The following is a 17,589-nucleotide window of genomic DNA, read 5'->3' on the forward strand; positions in this document are numbered from 1 at the left end:
GGCTGGGGTGTGCGCGTCACGCGGCTCCCACGGACGATGCCATGTGATCGACTTCCGCACCAGGGCGAGCCCCACATAGTCCAGCTCGTGAAGATGTGGTCCTGCCACGGGTGAACGGAAGTTGAACGACTCACTCAACGGCCGTTTCGGGTGGCAGGCTGAGCAGCATGGACGGTCGTGACCTGGTGCGTTCGATGAAGGCGGTCGGTTCGGTGGGGTCGGCCCAGGGGCTGCGTACCGTGCGGGCCGCGTGGCGGAGGAGGCGTGCCGACGCCTCGGGGCTGCCGCCGCGGGGCGCCGAGCGTGCGCGGGTTCCCGGGCCGGTGCTGAGTGTCGAGCCGGGTCCGGGTGGCGGGGTCGTCCGGTTCACCCGGTCGGAGCTGCGGATCACCGTCACGACCGGCGGAGCCGTCTTCTGGGGCTGGGACGGGGCGGGCCCAGAGCCGTCGTACGCGCTCGCGGGCCCCGCGCCCGAACCGGACCCCCGGGTCCTGCTGGAGCCGGACAAGGACGGCGCGTGGCGGGTCGTGGCGGAGCGGATGACGGTCGTGGTCTCGCGGCACGGGGCCGTGGAGGTGCGTACGCCGGGCGGGGTGACCCTGCGGCGGGATCTGCCGCCGCGGTGGTGGGAGCCGGTCGGTGGTGGGGAGGCGCGCTGGATGCAGCGGTCCGAAGTGGCCGCGGACGCGCGGTTCTTCGGGCTGGGCGGGCGCGCGTCGGGGCCCCGGCTGCGCGACGGAACGTATCGGCTGTGGAACACCGATCCGGGGCACGCCTTCGGGCCCGGCGACGATCCGCTGTACATCACCATGCCGGTGCAGATGGTGGTGGCCGACGCGGCGACCCACCTGGTGTTCCACGACAGCACGTGGGACGGCGGTGTGACGCTGCGCGAGGGTGAGGAGGGTGCCGGGTCCGGGCACGACCGGGCCGGGACGAGCGAACTCCGGATGGACGGCGGGCCCCTGCGCTGCTGGGTGATGGTGGGCAACCCCGCGCGCGTGCTGCACGCCTGGGCGTCTCTGACGGGAGCCGCCGCACTGCCGCCGGCCTGGGCCCTGGGGCACCATCACGCGCGGTGGGGCTTCGGGAGCGAGGAGGAGGTGCGGCGGATCGTGGGCGGCTATCACGAGCGCGGGCTGCCGCTGGAGGCCGTGCACCTCGACATCGACCACTTCGACGCGCATCAGGTGTTCACGGTCGACCGGGACCGTTTCCCGAAGCTGCCGGTGCTCGCCGAGGACCTGCGCCGGGACGGGATCCGGCTGGTGTCGATCGTGGATCCGGCGGTGAAGGCCGAGCCCGGCAACACCGTGTACGACAGCGGGACCGCCGAGGAGGCCTTCGTGCGGGACGCCGCCGGACAGCCGGTGCGGGGTGAGGTCTGGCCGGGTGAAGTGGTCTATCCGGACTTCACGCGCGCGCGTACGCGCCGGTGGTGGGGCGGTCTCTACGAAGAGCGGCTCTCCCAGGGGTTCGCCGGTTTCTGGCACGACATGAACGAGCCGGTGTCGTTCGCCGCCTTCGGGGAGTCGACGCTGCCCCGTTCGGCGCGGCACGACCTGGAGGGTCGCGGCGGTGACCATCGTGAGGCGCACAACGTGTACTCGCTCGGCATGGCGCGGGCCGGCTACGAGGGCCTGCGCGAACTGATGCCCCAGGAGCGGCCGTTCCTGTTCTCCCGCTCCGGGTGGGCCGGTATGCAGCGCTACGGAGGGACCTGGTCCGGGGACGTGGCCACGGGGTGGCCCGGTCTGCGGGCGTCCCTGTCGCTGGTGATGGGACTCGGGCTGTGCGGCGTGCCGTATTCGGGTCCCGATGTGGGCGGCTTCGACGGGAGCCCATCCCCCGAGCTGTATCTGCGGTGGTTCCAGCTGGGTGCGTATCTGCCCCTGTTCCGTACGCACGCGAGTCTGCGGGCGGGGCGCAGGGAGCCGTGGGAGTTCGGTGACGACGTTCTCGGGCACGCGCGCGTGGCACTCGTCGAACGACGGCGGCTGCTGCCGTACTTCATGACGCTGGCGCATCTGGCACGCCGTACGGGTGCGCCCTATGTGCGGCCGGTGTGGTGGGGCGCGCCGGAGGACAGGGCGCTGCGGGACTGCGAGGACGCGTTCCTGCTCGGTGACTGTCTTCTGGTGGCGCCGGTGCTCGACCCGGGCGCCGATAGGCGTGCGGTGCAGCTGCCGCGGGGGCGCTGGTACGACACGGTGACCGAGGAGGCGTACGAAGGGCCCGCGCAGGTGCTGATCGATGCCCCCTTGTCGCGGATTCCGGTTCTGGCCCGTGCGGGGGCCGTGCTGCCGGTGCGGGGCGAGGACGGCGGGCTGGAGCTGGAGGTGTGGGCGCCCGCCCGCGGACGGACCGGGGGCGGGCTGGTGGTGGCGGACTCGGGCGACGGCTGGGACGAGCCGGAGATCGAGCGCTATGTGACGCGCCGGAAGGGGAAGCGGGTGATCGTCGAGCGGTACGGGGAGGACGGCCGCAGCGAGCCTTCGCTGCCCGTTCGGGTGCGGGGGCTCGGAGCGTTGTGACGCGCCCCTGAAGGGGGCCTACAGCCCCCGGCGGGGCCACTCCCGAGTCGGGCGTGGCCCCGCCGGGGGCATGTGAAGAGCTCTCAGACGTACCGGCCCTCGAACCACGACTTCGCCGCCCGGGTGTGCAGCGGGAAGGCGAGTTCGGTCGCCCTGCGCAGCAGTTGCCAGCCCTCGGTCTCGTCGGTCGCGACGGACGGCGGCAGGTCGGACACCGGTCGCTCCGGGAGGGCTCCGAAGAGCAGCAGGTGGCCGTCGGGGGAGCTCAGCGCGTCGACGAGCCGTACGTCGCGGCCGGCCGCGGCGATGCCCGTCTCCTCCTTGAGTTCACGGACGACGGCCTGCCGCCAGTCCTCTCGTTGGTCGATGAACCCTCCGGGCAGGGCGATGCCCCCGCGCGCGGGAGCGATGGTCCGGGTGATGACAACCAGGGCCGCACCCTTGGTGTCGTACACGGGTTGCAGGGCCACCGCGACCGGAATCGGGTTGCGGTAGGCCACGGTGCGGCAGGAGGAGCAGGTGCGGGGCCAGCCGGAAACGCCCTCTCCGTAGGGCGTGCCGCAGCTCGAACAGTGGGAGTCCGGCGCGGAGTTGGCGGACGGGATCTGGGTTGGAGACACGCCCGGGACTGTATCCGATCATCACAAGGACGGCTGCGCGGGCCGCCTCAGTGAGACTGGATGAGGGATTTCGTCGACACCGGGAAGTCGAAGTAGGTGTCGGGGTAGAGCTCGGGCTTGTAGGTGAAGTGCCACCACTCCTCGGCCAGGTTCACGAAACCGAGGCCTTCGAGGGTGTCCTTCAGGAGCAGCCTGTTGGCGCGCTGCTGTCCCTGGATGCGCGGGTCGAGGGTGTGCGACAGGGTGTCGAAGCAGTCGTAACCGGTGCCCATGTCCACGGAGTTGTCCGGGAAACGCTCGCCCTGGGGTGCGAAGCAGGGCACGAGGGGCTCTCCGGGGATGTACGGGCGGGTCGGCAGTGCCGGGAGCTTCACGATGGTGAGGTCCATGGTCGAGCCGCGGCTGTGGCCGGACTTCTCCGCGATGTAACCGTCCTCGAACAGACGGGTCTTGTCGACGTTCGGGTAGAACTCGGCCTTCATGGCCTGGTCTTCGAGGTCCTTGGCCCAGCGGACGAAGTGGTCCACGGACCGCTGGGGCCGGTAGCAGTCGTACACCTTCAGGGTGTAGCCCTGCCTGAGCAGTCGCTGCTGGGCCTGGTGGAGGGCCTCGGCGGCGGGCCTGGTGAGGATGCAGAGGGGCTGCCGGTAGCCGTCGATGCGCTCGCCCACGAAGTTGTGCGGGGTGAAGTAGCGGATCTCCTGGATGATCGTGGGGTCCACGGATCTCAGGGCCACGAAGTCGGCGGGAGCCTTCGGTTCGGTGGTGGCCCGGGCCGTCGCGGAGGCCGCGGTGACGGCCAGCAGGGCGGCGAGGACGGTGACGAGGCTGCGTACCGCCATGGAGAGTCGTGTCATGTTCCCTGCATCTATCAGGTGCAGGTTCCCCGGGGGAAGAGATCGGATACAGTCCGCGCCCGATCGAGTGAGCGGATGCGGCCGGGGCGGAAGGCGACCCGCGTGGCTCAGAGATGAGGGACGGCCGGAACCACCCCCGTGGGCCCCGGCCGTCCCTACCGATACTCCGACGCTCTGGAGGCCTGATCGGTTCTCCTGTGACGACCCGTCTTGTACTTCGTGACGCACTCCGACGCCCTGCCCAATCGACCGCGCCCGTGGCACACTTCTGACGTTCCGTCAGATCCAGTGGGATCCAGTGTCGTGGAGGGATCTTGTCGCGCACCCGTACACCCGTGGTCACCGGCTGGTTCACCGGCGAGGGAGAGGAGTTCCGGCTTCTCGGCACGCGCTGTTCGGCCTGCGCGTCGGTGTTCTTCCCCCGTGAGGACGCCTTCTGCCGCAATCCGGGTTGCCCCGGCGGCGATCTGGAGGAAATCCCACTGTCCCGTCGCGGTCGCGTGTGGTCGTACACGGACAGCCGGTACCGGCCGCCGTCACCGTATGTGTCCGACCCGGAACTCGAATGGCGGCCCTACGCGTTGATCGCTGTGGAACTGGAATCCGAACGGCTCGTGGTGCTCGGACAGACCGTTCCCGGGGTCACCGTCGCCGACCTGACGGTGGGTATGGAGGTGGAGGTCGTCCCGGGCGTGCTGAACGAGGACGCGGAGACGACCTGGACTACGTGGCACTGGCGGCCGACGGGGGTGACGGCATGACGGGTGAAGTGGCGGTGCTCGGCGCGGGCATGCACCCCTGGGGCAAGTGGGGGCGCGGCTTCGTGGAGTACGGGACGGTGGCCGCGCGCGCGGCGCTCGCCGACGCGGGGGTCGACTGGCGGGACGTCGGCTCGATCGTCGGCGCGGACACGGTCCGTGGCGGATACCCGGGGTATGTGGCGGGGGCGACGTTCGCCAAGGCACTGGGCTGGCAGGGCGCCCGGGTCGCGAGCGTGTACGCGGCGTGCGCGTCGGGGGCACAGGCCGTCAACACCGCGCGGGCGCAAATCCTTTCGGGCCTCGCGGACGTGGTCCTGGTGGTCGGCGCGGACGCCGCGCCGAAGGGGTTCTTCCGGCCTGCGGGCGGGGACCGGGCCGACGATCCGGACTGGCTGCGGTTCCGGGTCCTGGGGGCGACGAATCCGACGTACTTCGGGCTGTACGCGCGGCGGCGGATGGCCGTCCACGGGGACACGCTGGAGGACTTCGCGCAGGTCAAGGTGAAGAACGCGGCTCTGGGGGCGCTGAATCCCAACGCCCGCTACCGCAAACGGGTCACCGCCGAGGAGGTCGCTGCCTCGGCCGTCGTGGCCGATCCGCTGCGGCTGCTCGACATCTGCGCGACCTCGGACGGGGCGGCGGCACTCGTGCTGTCCAGCATGGAATTCGCACGCCGTCACGGGGCGGCGGACCCGGTGCGGATCCGCGCGGTGTCCACGGTGACGCCGCGCTATCCCAACACCGTGCTCGACCTTCCCGACATCGCGACGGACTCCGCGGTCGCGGCGGAGCCGGCGGCCGACACTTTCCGCGCGTCGATCGCGCGGGCCGCGTACGAGGAGGCGGGCATCGGCCCCGAGGACCTCTCGCTGGCGGAGGTCTACGACCTGTCCACGGCCCTGGAGTTGCAGTGGTACGAGGACCTGGGGCTGTGCGGCGAGGGCGAGGGGGCCAAGCTGCTGCGGGAGGGTGCGACGGCGCCGGGAGGACGAATACCGGTGAACGCCAGCGGCGGACTCGCCTCCTTCGGAGAGGCCGTTCCGGCGCAGGCCATCGCCCAGGTCTGCGAGCTCACCTGGCAGTTGCGGGGAGCGGCGGGTGACCGGCAGGTCGCGGGTGCGCGCGTGGGGATCACCGCGAACCAGGGGCTGTTCGGGCACGGGTCGTCCGTGATCGCCGTCAGATGAGGAGGCCCGACGTGCTCGGCAGGGGTCGTTCGCACGCTGTGTGATCGGCCAGGAATCGTGCGTGAACAGCTCGTGAACTGCGCTTGGGCGTACGCGGGTGGCGTCATTATGCTTCCGTGCCCTCCTGGACGGATACTGTCCGCTTCGCCTTCCAGCCGGTCGTCAATCTGACGACCGGAGGGGTCACGGCGCTGGAGATACTCGCCCGTCCGGAGTCCGGTGACATCCTCGCGCAGGCGCGCCGGGACCCCGAACTCGACGGCCGGCTGGCCGCGTTGGCGATGCGGGCGGCGGCCCGTCAGGAGACGTTGCTGCCGCTGCACGTCAACGTGTTCGCCGGGACCCTCGCCGATCTCGGAGGGCTCGCCGCGCTCCGCGACGAGGTGCGGCAGGCCGGGCGCATGCCGTGGGAGGTGACGGTCGACATCGGCCCACCCTTCACCCACGTACCGCACCAGGCGCTCGTCGAAGCGGTGACGGTGCTGCGGGACGAGGGCTTCCGGATCTGCGCGGACGGCATCGGCGACGGTGACGTACCCCTGCGCGTGCTCGCGGATCTCGCGCCCGACCTGGTGAAGTTGGACGCGTCCCTGCTGTCGAGGCCGGCGGTGGTGCGGGCGATGCGCACGCTGTGCGAGCAGCTGGGGGCGCTGCTGTCCGTCGAGGGCGTGGAGACCGAGTCCCAGTGCGCGGCGGCTGTGTCCGCGGGCGCGCAGCTGGCACAGGGCGAGTTGTTCGCGCCTCCGGCTCGGCGGCCCGCGGCGGATGTGTACGTTCCGGCCCTCTCCCCCGTTGCCGCGGCGACGCCGCCCTACGGGCCGCCCGTACGACAGTTCGTACGGCCTGCCGCGCTGCTGCCCGCCGGGGCGTCCGCGGGGCAGGTGCGGGCGCTGCTGACCGGGTCGCCGGACGTCTCCGGGGTGGTACTCGTGGACGCCGCCGGGGTGCCGGTGCGGTCGGTGCACCGGTCGCGGTTCCTGCTGTCGCTGTCGGGGCGCTACGGGCACGCGCTGTACGCCGACCGGCCCGCCGCGAGGCTGGGCGATCCGCCGCGCACGGTCGGGGTCGACGCGACCGCGTGGGAGGTTCTCGACGTGGTGGCGGACGGGGCTCCGGACCGTACGTCGGACGATGTCGCGGTCGTCGACCGGCTCGGGCGGTGCGTGGGCGTCGTGCGGCTGGCGGATCTCGTACGGGCGCTGGCGGAGAGCCGTGTCGAGGAGGCCGCCGCGCTCAATCCGCTGACGCGGCTGCCCGGTTCGGACGCGATCACCGGTGAGGTGGACCGGTGGATCGCCGACGGGCGGGTGTTCACGCTCAGTTGGCTGGACGTCGACGGCTTCAAGCGGGTCAACGACGGTGCGGGGTTCGCGGCGGGCGACGAGCTGATCCGGGCGGTGGGGCGGGCGTTGCAGGCAGCCGCGTCCGGGGCCACGCGCGTGGGGCACATCGGCGGTGACGACTTCCTGGTCCTGGCGGATCCGGAGTCCCTCGATCCACTGGCCACGTCGGTCCTCGACACACCCTGGTCGGCGGGCGGGCTCGCCGTCACGCTGTCCCTCGCCACCGTGCTGTGCGCCCCTGGCAGCGTCACCGACCACCGCGAGGCCGCCGCGTGTCTGGCGCCCCTCAAGCAGGCCGCGAAGTCCCTCCGGGGGGCCAGTTGGGTGCTGGGCCGCGCGGGTCTGCCGGGCCACGAGATCCGGCGGGGGTCGGGGGCGGCACCGGCGCATGCGGAGAGTTGGGCGGGCGGGCCCGGGCGGGGGTGAGTCGCTCCCGGCTGTGGTCGGCCGGGCGGCGGCGCGGGGTGCCGTGGCGGTGGTGCAGGGTGCCGCGGTGGTGCGTCGGCCGGGGCTCAAGAGTGCCCGCGTCAGGGCGACCGGCTCGCTCGTCGGCGGGCGGAGACGGCCGAGGCTCAGAGGCTGGCCGTGCCCGAGATCAGGGGGTGGCCGCGTCGGGGCGAGCGGCTCACTCACGGGCTGCCGGAGGCTGCCGGAGCAGCGCCGAACCGCCAAGCCACCGGACCGTCGGCCCGCCACACCCGAGCCGGCGCCTCCGCCCCCGGCCGACCCGTTGCGGCACCGGCCGACCCATTGCGGCCCCCGCCGACCCGTTGCGGCCCCTGCCGGACCTGCCGACTCCGGAAGGCCTCACGCCGCACGGACTCCATCGCCGTGCGCACGCCCTGGAACCCGGCCGTCCTCATCGAGCCGTCTGCGCGGGTGCGAACCGTTGTCGCCCGCGACCTTGACGCTCTCACAGCACCGGTGAACACTTCCGGTGTCAGTCGGCATCGCCGCATTCCGGCGTATTCAGGCACTGCGCCGCGCAGGCCCTGGCCTGCGCCAACGGGTCATGCCCCCGCGGGCGATCCGACTACGACGGCACGCTCGTCACGGACGCCGGGCGGGGCGCGGGATCTCCCTGCTCTCGGCAGAAGTAGCCATGGGAACGCACCCTGCACGGTGGACCGGGGCGGATCGCCCCGGGCTTGGGCCTAGGAGCCGCCATGAGCAACGGAGACATATTCGTCGGTGAGGTCATCGGCACAGCGATACTGATCCTCTTCGGCGCCGGAGTGGTCGCCGCGGTCGTACTCAACTACTCCAAGGCGAAGGACGCCGGCTGGGTCGTCATCGCGTTCGGCTGGGGCTTCGGCGTACTGGCCGGTGCCTACACCGCCGCCCCGCTGTCCGGCGGGCACCTCAACCCGGCGGTGACCGTCGGCATAGCCATCGACACCGGGGACTGGGACCAGGTCCACATCTATATCGCCGGACAGATGGTCGGCGCCTTCCTGGGCGCGGTGCTGTGCTGGCTGGTCTACTACGCCCAGTTCCAGGCCAACTCCGACGAGGAGATAGCGCAGCCCACGCTCGGGATCTTCTCCACCGGCCCCGCGATCCGCAATCCCGTGGCGAACCTCATCACCGAGATCATCGCGACCATCGGTCTGGTGCTGCCGATCCTGGCGTTCGGCCTGACCAAGGGGCTGGGCGAGTCCGGCACCGCGATCCTGATCGTGTCGTTCCTGGTGGTCGGCATCGGTCTGTCGCTCGGTGGTCCGACGGGGTACGCCATCAACCCGGCCCGTGACCTGGGCCCGCGCATCGCCCACGCCATCCTGCCGATCCCCAACAAGGGGACCTCGGACTGGAGCTACTCGTGGATCCCGGTGGTCGGGCCGCTGATCGGCGGAGTGCTTGCCGGGCTCATCTTCAAAGCAGCCTTCTGAGGCAGCCGTCCGAAGAATCCGACGAAGGGGACGTCATGACGGACAAGTTCGTCGCCGCAATCGACCAGGGCACCACGTCCAGCCGCTGCATCGTCTTCAACCAGGACGGCGCCATCGTCGCCGTCGACCAGCGCGAACACCGCCAGATCTTCCCCAAGCCGGGCTGGGTGGAGCACGACGCCACCGAGATCTGGTCGAAGGTGCAGGCCGTGGTCGCGGGCGCGCTCGCGAAGGCGGGGCTCCGCGCCGACCAGCTCAGCGCGCTGGGGATCACCAACCAGCGCGAGACGACCGTCCTGTGGGACCGCGCCACGGGCAAGCCCGTGCACAACGCGATCGTCTGGCAGGACACCCGTACCTCCGCGCTCTGCAACGAACTCGGCGGTACGGACGGGCAGGACCGTTTCCGGGAGCAGACCGGACTGCCGCTGGCCAGCTACTTCTCCGGGCCCAAGGCGACCTGGCTGCTCGACAACGTGCCGGGACTCCGGGCCCGCGCCGAACGCGGCGAGATCGCCTTCGGCACGATCGACTCCTGGCTGATCTGGAACCTCACCGGCGGCACCGACGGCGGAAAGCACGTCACCGACGTGACCAACGCGGGCCGCACCATGCTGATGAACCTCGAAACACTCCAGTGGGACCAGTCCATCCTCTCCGCGATGAACGTCCCCGAGGCCGTCCTCCCGGAGATCAAGTCCTCGTCCGAGGTGTACGGGACCGCCGTCGGCCAACTCGCGGGCGTCCCGGTGGCGTCGGCGCTGGGCGACCAGCAGGCCGCGGTGTTCGGCCAGGCCTGCTACGACGTGGGCACGGCCAAGAACACGTACGGGACGGGCAGCTTCCTGCTGCTCAACACCGGGAACCGGCCCGTGCCCTCGAAGAACGGGCTGCTGACCACGATGGGGTACAAGATCGGCACGGAGGCGCCGGTCTACTGCCTCGAAGGGTCCATCGCGATCACCGGCGCGCTGGTGCAGTGGTTCCGCGACCAGCTCGGCATCATCCGTAGCGCCGACGAGATCGAGACCCTCGCCGCGAGCGTCGACGACAACGGCGGCGCGTACATCGTGCCCGCGTTCTCGGGCCTGTTCGCGCCCTACTGGCGCTCCGACGCGCGCGGTGTCGTCACCGGGCTGACCAGGTACGTCACGAAGGGGCACCTCGCGCGGGCCGTCCTGGAGGCGACGAGCTGGCAGACACGTGAGGTCGTGGACGCGATGTTCCAGGACTCCGGGGTGCAGATCACCACCCTGAAGGTGGACGGCGGCATGACCAAGAACAATCTGCTGATGCAGCACCAGGCGGATGTGCTCGGGGTGCCGGTGATCCGCCCGAAGGTCTCCGAGACGACCTGCCTGGGCGCCGCGTACGCGGCGGGTCTGGCGACCGGGGTGTGGAACGACCTCGACGAGCTGAAGACGCACTGGCAGAAGGACGTCGAGTGGACGCCGAACATGGAGGCGTCCGTCCGTGACCGCGAGTACCACAACTGGCGCAAGGCGGTGGAGAAGAGCTTCGGCTGGCACGAGGACGGCGAGGGCTGACCCGGCCGTTTTTCGAGGTCCACGCGCGCGTGGACGTCGATGCCCACGCGCGCGTGCGGCTCATCGGCGGTGCCTGAGGACTGCGGCCCGTACCCCTGTCGGCGGGGGTACGGGTCGTACTCGTGCTCGTGCCGGTATCGGCTGCTCGTACCGCTACCGGCCGCCCGGGCCGGTCGGGTGTCGCCGGCCGGTGTCTCAGGTGGTGACGGTCTGGCGGTGCGCCGTGGCGTACGCCATCGCGTGCTGGACGACCGCGATGAGGACCTCCTTGACCGACTCCCGGCCGCGCGCGTCACACAGGACGACGGGGACTCCGGGGTCCAGGTCGAGGGCCTGCCGGACGTCGTCGATGGGGTAACGGGCCGCGCCCTCGAAGCAGTTGACGCCCACCACGAAGGGTATGGACCGGCGCTCGAAGTAGTCGACGGCGGCGAAGCAGTCCTCCAGGCGGCGGGTGTCGGCGAGGACGACGGCACCCAGGGCACCGGTGGCGAGCTCGTCCCACAGGAACCAGAAGCGGTTCTGGCCGGGCGTCCCGAAGAGGTACAGCACCAGGTCCTCGCGGAGCGTGATGCGGCCGAAGTCCATGGCGACCGTGGTGGTGTGCTTGCCCTCCACACCGCTGGTGTCGTCGACGGGACGGCCCGCCTCGGTCAGCAGCTCCTCGGTGCGCAGCGGCTTGATCTCGCTGACTGCGCCGACCATGGTCGTCTTGCCCACGCCGAAGCCGCCCGCCACGAGGATCTTGAGCGTGACGGGCTCGACGGGGGCCTTGCCGCGCTCAGTGCGCCCGAAGATCATCGTTCTCTTCTCCTGCTTCAGTGGTGTCGCGTGCTTCGGTGGAGCTTGCTTGGCTGGTGGAGCCTGGTTCAGCGGTGGAGCCTGCTTCGGTGGTGCCGGGCGGTGGCGGCCCGTACCCGCCGCCGCCGGGTGTTTCGATGACCAGCACGTCGCCGGGGCCGACCTCGGCCGCGTCGCTCCCGGCGAGTTCGGTGACCGTGCCGTCCGCGCGCTCCACGCGGTTGGCGCCCAGCGTCCCGGGTTCGCCGCCCGCCATACCGTAGGGCGGGACCCTGCGGTGCTGGGAGAGCGTGGAGACGGTCATCGGCTCGTGGAACCGGATGCGACGTACGGCACCGTCACCGCCCCGCCACCGTCCGGCCCCGCCGCTGCCGCTTCGTACGGCGAACTCGTCGAGCTGGACCGGCAGTCGCCACTCCAGGACCTCGGGGTCCGTGAGTCGCGAGTTGGTCATGTGGGTCTGTACGACGGGCGCGCCGGGGAAGCCGTCGCCCGCACCGGACCCGGAGGCCACGGTCTCGTAGTACTGGTAACGCTCGTTGCCGAAGGTGACGTTGTTCATGGTGCCGGAGCCCTCGGCCTGCACCCGGAGAGCACCGTACAGCGCGCCGGTGATCGCCTGCGACGTCTCCACATTTCCCGCCACTACGGCGGCCGGTGGTTCCGGGGCGAGCATCGAGCCGGGCGGTACGACGATGTCGAGGGGCCGCAGGCAGCCGTCGTTGAGCGGGATGTCGTCGGCGACCAGGGTGCGGAAGACGTACAGGACGGCCGCGTTGACCACCGCGAAGGGCGCGTTGAAGTTGGTGGCGAGCTGCGGGGACGTGCCCGTGAAGTCGACCTTCGCGGAGCGTTTTTCGCGGTCTACGGAGACGTGGACCCGGATCACGGCACCGGAGTCGGTCTCGTAGGCGAACTCGCCGTCCTCAAGGGTGTCGATGACGCGGCGGACCGCCTCTTCGGCGTTGTCCTGGACGTGCTTCATGTACGCCTGGACGACGTCGAGCCCGAAGTGCCCGATCATGCGGGCGACTTCGTCGACGCCCTTCTGGTTGGCGGCGATCTGGGCACGCAGGTCGGCGAGGTTGGTCGTCGGGTTGCGCGAGGGGTAGGGCGCCTCGGTGAGGAGGCTTCGGGTCTCGGCCTCCCTGAGACGGCCGCCTTCCACGAGCAGCCAGTTGTCGAAGAGGATGCCCTCCTCCTCGATGGTGCGGCTGTTCGCGGGCATGGAGCCCGGCGCGATGCCGCCGATCTCGGCGTGATGACCGCGCGAGGCGACGTAGAAGAGGATGCGCCCGCCGTCCGCACCGCCCTCTGGACCCTCGCTTTCCGAATCGTGGCGGCCCTCCGCGCCGTCACCCTCCGTGTCGAAGACCGGGGTGATCACCGTGACGTCGGGGAGGTGGGTGCCGCCGTGGTACGGGTCGTTGACCGCGTACGTGTCCCCGGGGCGCATGCTGTCGCCGCGGCGGCGGATTACCTCTTTGACGCTGGTGCCCATCGAGCCCAAGTGCACTGGGATATGGGGGGCGTTGGCGACCAGGTTGCCGTCAGGGTCGAAGAGCGCGCAGGAGAAGTCCAGGCGCTCCTTGATGTTGACGGACTGGGCGGTGGACTCCAGGCGGGCGCCCATCTGTTCGGCGATGGCCATGAAGAGATTGTTGAAGACCTCGAGGAGAACGGGGTCGACTTCCGTGCCGAGATCGGAACTCTCCGTGACCGACACGCGTTCCATGACCAGATGCCCGTCGTCGGTCATGGCCGCCTGCCAGCCGTCGTCGACGACGGTCGTCGAACTGGCCTCGGTGATGATCGCGGGGCCGGTGACGGTGTCGCCCGGGGGCAGTTCCTCGCGGCGGCGCAGGGGTACGTCGCGCCAGGTGCCGCCGGTGTGGAGGCTGACCGTCTCCGGGGTACCGGGCGGGGAGTGCGGGGTGACGAGGGCGGAGAGATCGGGGGGTTCGGTGAGACCGGTGGCTTCCACGGAGAGGGCTTCGACGACGACCGGACGGTCGAGGGTGAAGGAGTAGGTGGCGCGATGGCGGTCTTCGAAGGTACGGGTCATGGCGTCGGGCTCGGTCAGCTCGACGGTGAGTGCCGTGTCCGTGCCGTCATAGCGCAGCTGGGCCCGGCGGGTGACCCGGATGCGGTCCTCGGGGACGTCCTCGGCGAGGAGTTCGGCGCGGGCCGCGCCCTCCAGGCCGTCGGCGGTCTTGAGGATGCCGGGCATCGCGGAGGCCTCCAGGGGCGCCTCGACGGACTGTTCGCGCATGGCCGTGGTGTCGGCGAGCCCGATGCCGAGCGCGGAGAGCACTCCGGCCATGGGCGGCACGAGGACCGTGCGGATGCCGAGCGAGTCGGCGACCATGCACGCGTGCTGGCCGCCCGCGCCGCCGAAGGTGGTCAGCGCGTAGCGGGTGACGTCGTGGCCCTTCTGGACCGAGATGCGCTTCACGGCGTTGGCGATGTTGGCCACGGCGATCTGCAGATAGCCCTCGGCGACCTGCTCGGGCGTGCGGTCGTCGCCGGTCCACTCGCGGATCTCGTCGGCGAGGGCGGCGAAGCGGTCACGGACGAGGGCGTCGTCGAGCGACTGGTCGCCGTCGGGGCCGAACACCCTGGGGAAATGGGCCGGTTGGATCCGGCCGAGTGCCACGTTGGCGTCGGTGACGGTGAGCGGGCCGCCACCGCGATAGCAGGCGGGGCCCGGGTCCGCTCCCGCCGAGTCCGGCCCTACGCGGTAGCGGGAGCCGTCGAAGTGGAGGACGGATCCGCCGCCCGCGGCGACGGTGTGGATGTCGAGCATGGGCGCGCGGAGCCGGACGCCGGCGATCTGGGTGGTGAAGACGCGTTCGTACTCGCCCGCGAAGTGCGAGACGTCCGTGGACGTGCCGCCCATGTCGAAGCCGATGACGCGGTCGAAGCCGGCCAGCTGGGACATCCGCGCCATGCCGACGATGCCGCCGGCCGGCCCGGAGAGGATGGCGTCCTTGCCGCGGAACTGTCCGGCTTCGGCGAGGCCGCCGTTGGACTGCATGAACATCAGTCGTACGCCGTGGAGTTCGTCGGCGACGTGCTGAACGTAGCGGCGCAGGACTGGCGACAGATAGGCGTCGACGACGGCCGTGTCACCGCGCGGGACGAGTTTCATCAGGGGGCTGACCTCGCTGGAGAGCGAGATCTGCGGGAAGCCGGTGCGGGCCGCCAGCTCGCCGACGGCCTGTTCGTGGGCGGGGTGGAGGTGGCTGTGCATGCAGACGACGGCGACGGCGCGGATTCCGGCGGCGTACGCCTCCTGGAGAGGCCCGGCGAGGGCGTCCAGGTCGGGGGCGCGCAGGACGGTGCCGTCGGCGGCGATGCGTTCGTCGACCTCGATGACGCGTTCGTGGAGCAGTTCGGGGAGTTCGATCTCGCGGGCGAAGATCCGCGGGCGGTTCTGATAGGCGATGCGCAGCGCGTCGCGGAAGCCGCGGGTGACGACTAGGAGGGTGCGTTCGCCCTTGCGTTCCAGGAGGGCGTTGGTGGCGACGGTGGTGCCCATACGAACGGATTCGACCGGTAGGCCGTTCTGGTGACCGGGGTCCTGCTGGGCCGCCCGTCCGGTTGAGGCGTCACCGGCTTCGGTGAGGAGTTCTCGGATGCCTGCCACGGCGGCGTCGGCGTACCGGGACGGGTTGTCCGAGAGGAGTTTGCGGGTGAGCAGTCGTCCGTCGGGGCGCTGGGCGACGACATCGGTGAAGGTGCCACCGCGGTCGACCCAGAACTGCCAGCCCTTCACGTCCGTCTCCCCGATGTCGCGCTGCTCCGAACCCTGAGCCAGAGGTGCCTTTCGACGATCGGTCAGATCATATCGGGGTCCGGCACCTCGGCGTTCGATCCGGAGTCGGGGGCACTTCTCGGCGCAAGCGCCATGGCCGACCTCGCGCCCGGTCACTAGGTCGTTCACATAGTGCGACAGCTGCACGGATAATGAGAAGCAGGACCGAACTCAAGCCGGTCTCGTCAGGAGCCAAGGAAATGCGTACGCCCAAGCCCCCTCGCGCAGACGACAGCGCCACAGACACGAGCACCAGCACCAGCACCGCCGGCGGCACCGACAGCACCACCCCACGTGCCACCGAGCCTGGCGGATCGTCCGGCAAGGTCCAGTCCCTGGAGCGGGCCATCACTCTGCTGGAGGCGACGGCGGACAGCGCGCCGGACGGCGAAACGGCGACGAATCTCGCGAGCCGCTGCGGGCTCAACCGGGCCACGGCCTGGCGGCTGCTGTCCACCCTGGAGCAGTACGGGATGGTCGAGCGCGATCCGCTGACCAGCCGTTACACCGTGGGTTTCGCGGTCGCCCGGATGGCCTCGGCCGCCGGGTTCGACGGGCTGATCCGGCGCTCCCACGGCATCCTGCGCCAGGTCAGCGAGCAGACGGGCGAGACAGCCAACCTCGCGGTGGTGCAGCAGCTCGGGCTGACGTACATCGACGAGGTGACTCCCCCGGTGGTCCTCAGCGCCAAGTGGCTCGGGCGGCAGGCGCCGCTGCACGCCACCTCGACCGGGAAGGCGCTGCTGGCCTGGCTGCCGGCGGAGGAGGTGGACGTGCTGCTGGCCGAGACGCTGACCGCGTACACCGACACGACAGTCGTCGACCGGGGGCGGCTGCGCGCGGAGCTGGCCGAGACGCGGGAGCGCGGATACAGCGTGTGCGCGGGCGAGATGGAGCGGAATCTGTACGGGGTGTCCGCGCCCGTTCTCGGCGCCCGCGACCGCCCGTTCGCCGTGCTCAGCATCTGGGGCCCGCAGGACCGGGTGCCCGAGTCCCGCTTCCCGGCGCTGGGTGTGTTGGCGTGCGGTGCGGCCGAGGAGGTGGCGCGGGCGGCGCGGGCGTTGTGACACCTCGGGGCGGGCTGCCGGCTCCGGGGGTGGGCAGGCACCGCTAGTGGGCCGGAGCCGCGGGTGGGCCGGTACCGGCCGCGGAACCCCTACCGGCGGTGGCGCGGCGCCCGTGCCGGTGCCGTAGTTGGGCGCCCTTGACGGACGGCAGCCACAGACGGCATGTTCGTTATGTGCGACGCACGAACGCGATGCGAGCAACCACTCCACCTGAAACCCACCCCCGCACAGCGGAGGCCCCCGTATGACCATGAACCAGGACGTCATCATCACGTGCGCCCTCACCGGCGCCGGCGACACCGTGCGGAAGAGCCCGCACGTCCCCGTGACCCCCGAGCAGATCGCCCGCTCCGCCGTGGAGGCCGCGGATGCCGGAGCGGCCGCCGTCCACATCCACGTGCGCGATCCGGAGACGGGGGCGCCCTCGCGTGACCCGCGGCTGTATCGGGAGGTCGTCGAGCGCATCAGGGAGACCGGCACGGACCTCGTCGTCAACCTGACAGCGGGCATGGGCGGCGATCTGGTCATTGACCCGGAGGAGCCGCTGAGGCACCTGCCCGGCACCGACCTCGTGGGCGGACTCGACCGGCTGCCGCACGTCGAGGACCTGCTGCCCGACATCTGCACCCTGGACTGCGGCTCCCTCAACTTCGGCGACGGCTCGAACCTCTATGTGTCCACCCCGGACATGCTCCGTACGGGAGCGAGGCGCATCCAGGAGCTGGGCGTACGGCCCGAGTTGGAGATCTTCGACACCGGGCACCTCTGGTTCGCCAAGCAGTTGCGGACCGAGGGGCTGCTGGACGATCCGACCGTCTTCCAGCTGTGCATGGGCATCCCGTGGGGCGCGCCCGCCGATCCGGGCGTACTGCAGTCGATGGTGAACATGCTGCCGGAGGGCGCCCAGTGGGCCAGCTTCGCCCTCGGGCGGATGCAGATGCCGTGGGTCGCCCAGTCGGTGCTGCTCGGCGGGCATGTACGGGTCGGCCTGGAGGACAACCTCTACCTGGGCAAGGGCGTCAAGGCGACCAACGCACAGCTGGTCGAGCGCGCGGTGACGATCGTCGAGGCGATGGGGGCCCGCGTCGCCACGCCGGACGAGGCCCGGCTGAGGCTCGGCCTCAAGCCACGTGGCTGACCTGCCGAGTGCCGAGCGCGCCGAC

General features: G+C 71.0%; 12 protein-coding genes. 8 read left to right on the top strand and 4 right to left on the bottom strand.

Going from position 1 to position 17,589, the window contains the following annotated elements; translation table 11 throughout:
* Nucleotides 1-167 precede the first annotated feature (167 nt).
* Complete coding sequence (locus ACN20J_RS09765; RefSeq protein WP_419665719.1) at nucleotides 168-2,534, top strand: TIM-barrel domain-containing protein; 2,367 nt, start codon at nucleotides 168-170, stop codon at nucleotides 2,532-2,534.
* 83 nt (nucleotides 2,535-2,617) lie between these two features.
* Here ACN20J_RS09765 and ACN20J_RS09770 read toward each other — a convergent pair whose 3' ends face one another.
* Nucleotides 2,618-3,154, bottom strand: coding sequence for an NUDIX domain-containing protein (locus ACN20J_RS09770; RefSeq protein ID WP_246575188.1), 537 nt, complete (start codon nucleotides 3,152-3,154; stop codon nucleotides 2,618-2,620).
* 47 nt (nucleotides 3,155-3,201) lie between these two features.
* The gene (locus ACN20J_RS09775) at nucleotides 3,202-4,011 is read right to left on the bottom strand and encodes a M15 family metallopeptidase (protein ID WP_362299457.1); all 810 of its coding nucleotides are present in this window, start codon (nucleotides 4,009-4,011) and stop codon (nucleotides 3,202-3,204) included.
* Between the two features lie 335 nt (nucleotides 4,012-4,346).
* Here ACN20J_RS09775 and ACN20J_RS09780 point away from each other — a divergent pair, with 335 nt between their 5' ends.
* The 5 genes from ACN20J_RS09780 to glpK all read left to right on the top strand — a co-directional run bounded on the left by ACN20J_RS09780 (nucleotide 4,347) and on the right by glpK (nucleotide 10,741).
* Entirely contained in the window at nucleotides 4,347-4,772 is a 426-nt protein-coding gene (locus ACN20J_RS09780) for a Zn-ribbon domain-containing OB-fold protein (RefSeq protein ID WP_189840202.1), read from the top strand.
* The gene (locus ACN20J_RS09785) at nucleotides 4,769-5,959 is read left to right on the top strand and encodes a lipid-transfer protein (RefSeq protein ID WP_362299640.1); all 1,191 of its coding nucleotides are present in this window, start codon (nucleotides 4,769-4,771) and stop codon (nucleotides 5,957-5,959) included. The genes ACN20J_RS09780 and ACN20J_RS09785 overlap by 4 nt, the downstream gene beginning before the upstream one ends.
* A 116-nt stretch (nucleotides 5,960-6,075) precedes the next feature.
* On the top strand, nucleotides 6,076-7,728 hold the full coding sequence (locus ACN20J_RS09790) for an EAL domain-containing protein (RefSeq protein ID WP_419665720.1): 1,653 nt from the start codon (nucleotides 6,076-6,078) through the stop codon (nucleotides 7,726-7,728).
* Between the two features lie 740 nt (nucleotides 7,729-8,468).
* Nucleotides 8,469-9,194 carry an MIP/aquaporin family protein gene (locus ACN20J_RS09795; RefSeq protein WP_189839788.1) on the top strand — a complete coding sequence of 242 codons (726 nt, stop codon included), beginning with the start codon at nucleotides 8,469-8,471 and terminating at the stop codon, nucleotides 9,192-9,194.
* Nucleotides 9,195-9,229: 35 nt separating this feature from the next.
* Nucleotides 9,230-10,741, top strand: coding sequence for a glycerol kinase GlpK (gene glpK / locus ACN20J_RS09800; protein ID WP_189839789.1), 1,512 nt, complete (start codon nucleotides 9,230-9,232; stop codon nucleotides 10,739-10,741).
* Between the two features lie 195 nt (nucleotides 10,742-10,936).
* On the opposite strand, the gene ACN20J_RS09805 is transcribed toward glpK, so the two are convergent.
* Both ACN20J_RS09805 and ACN20J_RS09810 read right to left on the bottom strand, forming a co-directional pair.
* Complete coding sequence (locus ACN20J_RS09805; RefSeq protein ID WP_189839790.1) at nucleotides 10,937-11,542, bottom strand: GTP-binding protein; 606 nt, start codon at nucleotides 11,540-11,542, stop codon at nucleotides 10,937-10,939.
* Entirely contained in the window at nucleotides 11,523-15,320 is a 3,798-nt protein-coding gene (locus ACN20J_RS09810) for a hydantoinase B/oxoprolinase family protein (protein ID WP_419665721.1), read from the bottom strand. The genes ACN20J_RS09805 and ACN20J_RS09810 overlap by 20 nt, the downstream gene beginning before the upstream one ends.
* 239 nt (nucleotides 15,321-15,559) lie before the next feature.
* Here ACN20J_RS09810 and ACN20J_RS09815 point away from each other — a divergent pair, with 239 nt between their 5' ends.
* Complete coding sequence (locus tag ACN20J_RS09815) at nucleotides 15,560-16,426, top strand: IclR family transcriptional regulator (RefSeq protein ID WP_361891237.1); 867 nt, start codon at nucleotides 15,560-15,562, stop codon at nucleotides 16,424-16,426.
* Between the two features lie 244 nt (nucleotides 16,427-16,670).
* Nucleotides 16,671-17,564, top strand: a complete 894-nt coding sequence (locus ACN20J_RS09820) for a 3-keto-5-aminohexanoate cleavage protein (RefSeq protein ID WP_419665722.1) — start codon at nucleotides 16,671-16,673, stop codon at nucleotides 17,562-17,564.
* Nucleotides 17,565-17,589 lie beyond the last annotated feature (25 nt).

The organism is Streptomyces sp. 2-1 (genome assembly GCF_048564895.1).
Classification (GTDB): Bacteria; Actinomycetota; Actinomycetes; order Streptomycetales; family Streptomycetaceae; genus Streptomyces; species Streptomyces phaeochromogenes.